The organism is Sphingobium cupriresistens (genome assembly GCF_004152865.1).
Lineage (GTDB): Bacteria > Pseudomonadota > Alphaproteobacteria > Sphingomonadales > Sphingomonadaceae > Sphingobium > Sphingobium cupriresistens.
Map to the genome: position 1 here is coordinate 35,900 of NZ_SEOO01000031.1, position 6,251 is coordinate 42,150.

General features: G+C 58.3%; 10 protein-coding genes and 1 pseudogene. 3 read left to right on the plus strand and 8 right to left on the minus strand.

Features of this window, described 5'->3' with window-relative positions; translation table 11 throughout:
- Positions 1–84: 84 nt before the first annotated feature.
- From EWH12_RS16545 to EWH12_RS22300, 7 genes are all read right to left on the minus strand, one after another.
- Positions 85–540 (minus strand): DUF2285 domain-containing protein, encoded by a 456-nt coding sequence (locus tag EWH12_RS16545; RefSeq protein WP_129927266.1) that lies wholly within the window; start codon positions 538–540, stop codon positions 85–87.
- A gap of 118 nt (positions 541–658) precedes the next feature.
- A complete protein-coding gene (locus tag EWH12_RS16550) occupies positions 659–856 on the minus strand; it encodes a transcriptional regulator domain-containing protein (protein ID WP_129927267.1) in 198 nt (65 codons plus the stop codon).
- Between the two features lie 137 nt (positions 857–993).
- A complete protein-coding gene (locus tag EWH12_RS16555; protein ID WP_129927268.1) occupies positions 994–1,257 on the minus strand; it encodes a DNA -binding domain-containing protein in 264 nt (87 codons plus the stop codon).
- A gap of 226 nt (positions 1,258–1,483) precedes the next feature.
- Positions 1,484–1,630 carry a helix-turn-helix domain-containing protein gene (locus EWH12_RS16560; protein WP_231382252.1) on the minus strand — a complete coding sequence of 49 codons (147 nt, stop codon included), beginning with the start codon at positions 1,628–1,630 and terminating at the stop codon, positions 1,484–1,486.
- A gap of 166 nt (positions 1,631–1,796) precedes the next feature.
- On the minus strand, positions 1,797–2,114 hold the full coding sequence (locus EWH12_RS16565) for a DUF736 domain-containing protein (RefSeq protein ID WP_129927269.1): 318 nt from the start codon (positions 2,112–2,114) through the stop codon (positions 1,797–1,799).
- Between the two features lie 379 nt (positions 2,115–2,493).
- Positions 2,494–2,973, minus strand: coding sequence for a hypothetical protein (locus EWH12_RS16570; protein ID WP_129927270.1), 480 nt, complete (start codon positions 2,971–2,973; stop codon positions 2,494–2,496).
- A gap of 105 nt (positions 2,974–3,078) precedes the next feature.
- Complete coding sequence (locus EWH12_RS22300) at positions 3,079–3,243, minus strand: hypothetical protein (protein ID WP_165363648.1); 165 nt, start codon at positions 3,241–3,243, stop codon at positions 3,079–3,081.
- Between the two features lie 707 nt (positions 3,244–3,950).
- Between EWH12_RS22300 and EWH12_RS16575 the strand changes: the two genes are divergently transcribed.
- Genes EWH12_RS16575 through EWH12_RS16585 form a run of 3 tightly spaced genes read left to right on the plus strand, consistent with a single transcriptional unit; the run spans position 3,951 to position 5,952 of the window.
- Positions 3,951–5,219, plus strand: coding sequence for a tyrosine-type recombinase/integrase (locus EWH12_RS16575; RefSeq protein ID WP_129927271.1), 1,269 nt, complete (start codon positions 3,951–3,953; stop codon positions 5,217–5,219).
- Positions 5,220–5,255: 36 nt separating this feature from the next.
- A complete protein-coding gene (locus tag EWH12_RS16580; RefSeq protein WP_242496099.1) occupies positions 5,256–5,609 on the plus strand; it encodes a type II toxin-antitoxin system RelE/ParE family toxin in 354 nt (117 codons plus the stop codon).
- Positions 5,610–5,613: 4 nt separating this feature from the next.
- A complete protein-coding gene (locus tag EWH12_RS16585) occupies positions 5,614–5,952 on the plus strand; it encodes a helix-turn-helix domain-containing transcriptional regulator (protein WP_129927272.1) in 339 nt (112 codons plus the stop codon).
- 172 nt (positions 5,953–6,124) lie between these two features.
- Here EWH12_RS16585 and EWH12_RS16590 read toward each other — a convergent pair.
- Positions 6,125–6,251, minus strand: a pseudogene (locus tag EWH12_RS16590) (IS5 family transposase); the annotation flags it as partial.

Here is a 6,251-nt window from a genome sequence, read left to right on the forward strand (position 1 = left end):
TTGGCCCGGCGAGCAGGAGGCGAGATTTGAGATTTTCAGGGACTTGGGTGAACGGACATAAGGCGTGGCTGCCGAATGTCCCGATCAGTGGCCGCTCAACAGGGCGAGATAGCCGCCGTCGCGCATAGCGAGCGCCTGTCGCTGCCAGCGAGCAATCCGTTTGCGCTCGCTCGACGTGTCCCATTCGGCGGCCGAATATCGCCCGGCATCGCGGGCGATAAGTTCGATGGCCAATTCTCGCGTGGTTGCACCGCCGGACAGCGCATCGAGCAACCGAAGCCATTGGACTAAGCGCCAGTGTTCTGAAAGACCGGGCGCAAGGCAGAACGGGAGCTTCTTCACATGTCCGAGATGGCAATGGTCATGAAAGTCGGAAACAGCGGCCTGCCGTGTTTCCCAAAATGCATCGCCCGGAAGAACGTAGGCGAGCGGTTCGGTCTCTGTTGTCTCGCCGCAAATATTCAGGCGGTAGCGGCGCTTCCCCGTCGATAAGACGAGATGCAGGCCTTCCTCATCGCGGTGCTGGGCCGCGATATTCATGCTCCCGACAATTTCGGCTTGGCTGCAGCCGTCGCAAGGGAAAGGCACCGAGCGCAGAAGGATGACGCTGGCCGCTGTAGATGGGTGCCAGATGATCGGGAGATGGTGGGCTGGAAGATCAGGGTCCGCAGCGAAAGACCAACCCCCAGTGCCGGGCCAGACGACTCAGCGCGAGTGGCGCAGCGTCAACGGCTTCAGCATATTGGTCGCGGTATTCAGGATTGCGGCGCAGGAATTCCTGCGCGAAATCCGTGCGGTCATAGGTTTCATACGCTTTGGCGTAATTCTCCGAACGCCAGTCGGGCGGCTTCTCCATCGCACCTCTCCTATGAGGTTTTTTTGGAGTCGAACGATCACGTCGGAGCCGTCACGAGAGAAGTGCTCGAGTCAGTTCCGGGCTCCCCCGCGGCAGGGCACAATCGATTGCGCCATATTGGTGTTAACTGCCGGGTTTTATTGGGTTCGTGGGACCAGAAGGTGCTTGTAGCCGTGTTGCGTCATCCACTTGGCGCGGGCGAGATGGGTATCATAGACCCTTCGCGCGCGCACCGGCTCACTGGCAGGATCGATGGCGAAGATGATTGAAACCACCTCTTCCCATGATGCCTCGTCCTTTTCGGCATCCAGCAGGCGAAGATACGTGACAAGGTGGCGCTCATCATAAGCGCTCAATCGGTCTGACTGCGGTGGTTCATCGGCAAACTCAGGAGCCGACATGGGTCTCTCCTTGTAGCAAAACCTGTTTAGTGACTGCGCCCCTGCAACGCGCGCAGAGAAGCGGGGTGAACTTACCCCCAATCGGGCAGTGCGCTATCCCCAGCACGGGATAATGCCGAGCCCAGATTGCCGGGACAAAACATTCCCAGAGGCAATGATCTGCCTGTTGTAGTTCAGAAATTGTAAAATTGCTGCTGAGATTCGGTGAATGGCGGTGGGTTTGCGTTCAACGACCGCCAGGTTTTTCGAAAAATCGCACAGGATCGACGGCAAGTTCTTCTGCGAGTCGCTCAATCGTGTCGAGCGTCGGCGAGTTGGCTGCGCGTTCGAGAAGGCCGACATAGTTTCGGTTGATTCCGGCACGATGCGCCAATTCCTCCTGCGAAAGCCCACTGGCGTGTCGCAATCGCCTTAAATTCGTCCCAAAAATCTCCCGAAGCCTCATGCTTCGTGGGTCGGCGTTACCCTAATATACTGCCACCCAATATACTAGGGATTCGTCATCGCCCGGTTTCACCCGGGCGATGACTTGGGGGCTTTCAATGGTCGCTGCGGCGGCTGGGGCGGTTCCAGACCAGATCGTGGCTGCCGTCCTCGGCCTCGAAGAGCTGAGCGAAGATAGCGGCTGTGAAGCTGGGGTCGTCGAGCTTCACCGAGAGGTAAGGCCGGTCGTCCTGGGTGTGCTTTTTCCAGGCGGCGCCGATTTCGACTTCGCCGACGAGGACACGGTGGGTCGGGGCATTGCCGGTAGCGTTTTCTTCCGCGACGATCCTGACCGATTTGGCCTGAAGGGCGAGAGTGACGATCTGGCCTCGGAGTTCACCTGAAACCATCTTGAAGTTGCCGATCTTTGCCATGGGTATTTCCTTTCCGTTGGACGGGACCGCGCCAGTGCGGCCTCGATGCGCGGATAAGGGTCAGCCAGTGGCAGGCGCCGCAGCGTCAGCCCGCAGCGTCAGCGAAGGACGGTGTGGCCGGGCTTTCTTGTTTCGCGAGGAACGGCGGAACGCCGGGGGAAGAAAGTTCGGCAAGCACCGTTGCGGCAAGCCTACCAAGCGAAGCGTCTTGCTGACATGGGCGCGGATCGAAAGAGGCCGCACTGGTCGGTTCTGCCGGGAAGGACGCCAGATGCTGATCGCATACACTGGCCCGGGTGAACGCTGGTCCTGAATCCTCGGATCAAAATCGGCCAAGCAAAGGAAGCAAGTGGACCGCCGGTATTTCCCCCTCGCGGCATCACTCGGCCGACATCGATTGGCCTGTAGAGGATTGCCCACCGACGGGACCGGCAAACTGTGAGGTGACGCACGTGTCACGCTCCGACATCGTCACGCTTCGCCATGCCGAGAGGGATGTCGCCATTGCAGCGATGTATCCAAGGATCGCCAGCAGCATGCTGTTGTCCGTTGCCAGTGATCCAAGCGCGTGCGCGGCCTGAAAACCGGCGATGCCCGCGGGTATAGCAAAGAGGAGCGCGATCCCGGCACGCAGCAAGGGAGAGCGGATAAGGGCAATGAGGCCCTGCCCAATCAGAAGCGTGGCAATGCCTACCGCCAGTCCGCCCAGGATTGCTCCGAGATGGCCGACATCATGGCGGAGCAGCAGGAAAGCACAAGTGAGCCCGGCATAGACAGGCAGCGCGTAGCTGGCGAGGCGGAAGAGCAGCGCGAGCACATAGAGGCCTGCAACGGCCCCGAGGATGAGAAAAATGGTCATAAGCGTCCCTTGACTGGACGCGCTCGCCACCACCACCTCAGCGCAATCTGCCGTGCAAGAATAGCACGGCAAGGCGCAGGCCGAAAAGGCGAAATGTGCCTGAGATTAGCGGCTGAAGGGGTCATATTCGCGAACCACCTGTTCGGGGTCGCCATCAAATTCGGCAGCAGGGATGACGAAGTAGCCCTGATTGGTTTCAATGAGGACGATGACCGTCATCAGCGTCCGGGAGAGGTTCCAGCCAAGCGATTGTGCGGTTGCCAGTGGCATGTTGCGGCTCCTGCCTTGGAGCGGGACCACCCCGCTCGACAGTCGCCCCACAGGCCGGGGACTGGCCGCAATCACCGCAGTAACGCTGCGGCCGCACGCGCAAGCGTAGCGGACCCTTCACGGGTTGATTGAAGGAGGACAGGCTTCGAGCCCAGGGATCAGCGGCTAATGCGAGTGAGTGGTTCTGTGAAGCAAGCCCCCAATCCGTTGCGCACATGAGTGTGTTGGACTGGAATGCACCGACGGCGATTCACACCAACGTCACCGAGCCAATCCGAATGACGTGCCATTGTGCGCCGCTTCATCTAAGCCCGAAACGCTGCGGTAATTTTTTGGCTTTCGCCGGGAGCTTCCCGGAGATGCCCCGAGCAGTCTTCCTGCTGGTGACAATGTGGTGACAATGATCAACAGAGAGGGCTTTGTCACCACCCGCTCGCGAGCTACGCGAGGTCTAAACCGTTAGTTTTCTGGGAGAAAACTGGAGCGGGCGAAGGGATTCGAACCCTCGACCCCAACCTTGGCAACCCGATCTGCACCGTTACGCCAGAATTCGCCATCCTACGATTTTCTACGCCTTTTCAAATGGATATTGCCATGACAGTTACGACGCAGTAACCTCCGATTTGCCACGAAACGACCGATTTTTATTACGTCCTTATTACTTTTCGGCTTTTCAGGGCTCGCGTAATAAAATGGAGGAGGCGCGCATGGCGAAGGCCAAGCTCAACAAGCGAACGGTCGATGCTCTCACCCCGCCCAAATCGGGCCAGGGGTTCGTTTGGGATACCGAGATCAAAGGGTTCGGGGTCCGCATAGGGCCGACCGGCACCAAGACCTTCGTCATCCAATATATGAACAAGGAAGGCCGCATCAGACGCGTCAAGATCGGTCGCTTCGGCGTCATTACGGTGGATCAGGCGCGCGATCTGGCGAAGATCAAGCTTGGCGAGGTTGCTGCCGGCGAAGACCCTGCCGAAGAGGCACGTCGTGCGCGTAAGGAGATGACCGTCACGGAACTGTGCGATTGGTATCTGACGGAGGCTCGGGCCGGCAGGATTCTGGGCCGCAAGAACCGTCCGATCAAGGAATCCTCGCTGGCAATGGATGAAAGCCGGATCAAGACGCATATCAAGCCCCTGATCGGCAAGCGCATAGCACGGCATCTGACAATCGCCGACGTCGAGGCAATGCAGGACGACGTCAAAAATCATAAGACGCAGAAGAGCCGCAGTGGCGGGCGTGGTGGTAAGGCGACCGGTGGTCCCGGCGTAGCTGCGCGCTGCCTCGGAACGATCCAGGCGATCCTGGGCCATGCCAGGCATAAAGGGTTGCTTTCCGAACACCCCACTAAAGGCGCCAAGAAGCTGGCAGGCAACAAAAAGACCCGTCGGCTCAGCGTTGCAGAGATCGAAACGTTGGGCAAGGCGATGGTATATGCCGAGCAGCAGGGTGTTAGTCCCACCGGGATTTCGGTGATCAAATTGTTGCTCCTGACGGGATATCGCCGTGAAGAAGGCCAAGCGATGGAGCGCTCATGGGTGAACCCGATGGGCGGTTTTGTAGCCTTCCCCGACACCAAAACCGGCGGGCAAATCCGGGCTATCGGACCGGAAGCAATCAAGGTGATCGTGGCGCAGCCACAGGTCGCAGGCAATCCCCATGTTTTCCCGGCCACGACAGGCGACGGCCCCTTCACTGCGGCCAGTGCCTGCCTGCAACGTATCTGCGGATTTGCAGGCATAGTGGGCGTTACGCCCCACACCTTGCGGCACACTTTTGCCAGTATTGCTGCCGAACTTGGTTTTTCTGAACTGACGATCCGCGCGATGCTGGGTCACGCATCACAGAATGTGACGCAGGACTATATTCACGTCGATGAAGCCCTGAAACTGGCCGTCCGACGGACTTCGGATGAAATCGCCAAGCTGCTGGCACAAGGGGCCGCCAAGCTTGACCGCCTGCGACTGGTCGCCTGATCGCAGACGCTGGACATATGGTAACATATATGTTACTTGAAAGGCTATGAGTTGATAGTTCAGGAATATATCCGCGAGGACGGTTCCTGTCCGTTCCGGTCATGGTTCGACGGTCTGGATCCACAGGCCTCCGCTAAGGTGGCCACAGCCATAGTGCGGTTGGAGTTGGGTAATGCCTCGAATGTAAAATGGATCGGCGGCGGCCTGGGAGAATATCGGATCGACTGGGGACCAGGCTATCGTCTCTATCTCGCCAAGGAAGGGGATGAACTCGTCATCCTGTTCGTAGGTGGGACGAAGAAGCGGCAGCAGTCAGACATCGATCAGGCGGGGGTGCTGCTGAATGAATACAAGGTCCGCAAGGCGACTGACAAAAAAGGCAGGAAGTAGCGAGATGGCGCTGACCCGAGATTTCAAGGAAACAGTGAAGGAACGCGCCATGCGCGACCCAGCCTTCTCCAAGGCCATGCTTGATGAGGCGGCTACTGCATTTCTGAATGGCGAACCGCATGTGGCGCGCCTGATCCTGCGCGATTTGGTCAATGGGTCATTGGGTTTCGAGGCTTTGGCAGCGGACACCAAGCATCCAAGCAAGAGCCTCCATAGGATGTTGTCCGAAAAGGGTAACCCGAGCATGGATAATCTCGCTGCCATTTTTGGCGCAGTGCGCAAAAGGCTCGGTGTCGCATTCGAGGCACACGCCGTAGATCAGCTTAAGAACGCAATCCTTTAATCGCGCTTCAAGCCCTTGAAAGTTAAGGGGAATGACTGGATTTTTGGTTCAGCATGATGTTGGTTAGGTTTATAATGAAACTTGCCAGTTACCCGTACATTGCTCGCCCAAAAAGGGTTTCGCTCGGCGCGAATTGTCAATCGCTGGCGGCGTCGCTTCGCCCGAAGATCGTCTAGGAGGCGTTGACAAATTGACGGGTCCACAGGCGAATTGAGACGATGTGGATGAAGCCGAGGTAGCTGTCGGCGGTTTTGTCGTAACGGGTTGCCAGCCTTCGGGCATTCTTGAGCTTGTTGAAG

What these genes read in the sequence shown, in the direction of transcription:
- EWH12_RS16545 (WP_129927266.1), bottom strand. Translation starts at nt 540, where the DNA reads ATGAATATCGCGGCCCAGCACCGCGATGAGGAAGGCCTGCATCTCGTC.
- EWH12_RS16550 (WP_129927267.1), bottom strand. Translation starts at nt 856, where the DNA reads ATGGAGAAGCCGCCCGACTGGCGTTCGGAGAATTACGCCAAAGCGTAT.
- EWH12_RS16555 (WP_129927268.1), bottom strand. Translation starts at nt 1,257, where the DNA reads ATGTCGGCTCCTGAGTTTGCCGATGAACCACCGCAGTCAGACCGATTG.
- EWH12_RS16565 (WP_129927269.1), bottom strand. Translation starts at nt 2,114, where the DNA reads ATGGCAAAGATCGGCAACTTCAAGATGGTTTCAGGTGAACTCCGAGGC.
- EWH12_RS16570 (WP_129927270.1), bottom strand. Translation starts at nt 2,973, where the DNA reads ATGACCATTTTTCTCATCCTCGGGGCCGTTGCAGGCCTCTATGTGCTC.
- EWH12_RS22300 (WP_165363648.1), bottom strand. Translation starts at nt 3,243, where the DNA reads ATGCCACTGGCAACCGCACAATCGCTTGGCTGGAACCTCTCCCGGACG.
- EWH12_RS16575 (WP_129927271.1), top strand. Translation starts at nt 3,951, where the DNA reads ATGGCGAAGGCCAAGCTCAACAAGCGAACGGTCGATGCTCTCACCCCG.
- EWH12_RS16585 (WP_129927272.1), top strand. Translation starts at nt 5,614, where the DNA reads ATGGCGCTGACCCGAGATTTCAAGGAAACAGTGAAGGAACGCGCCATG.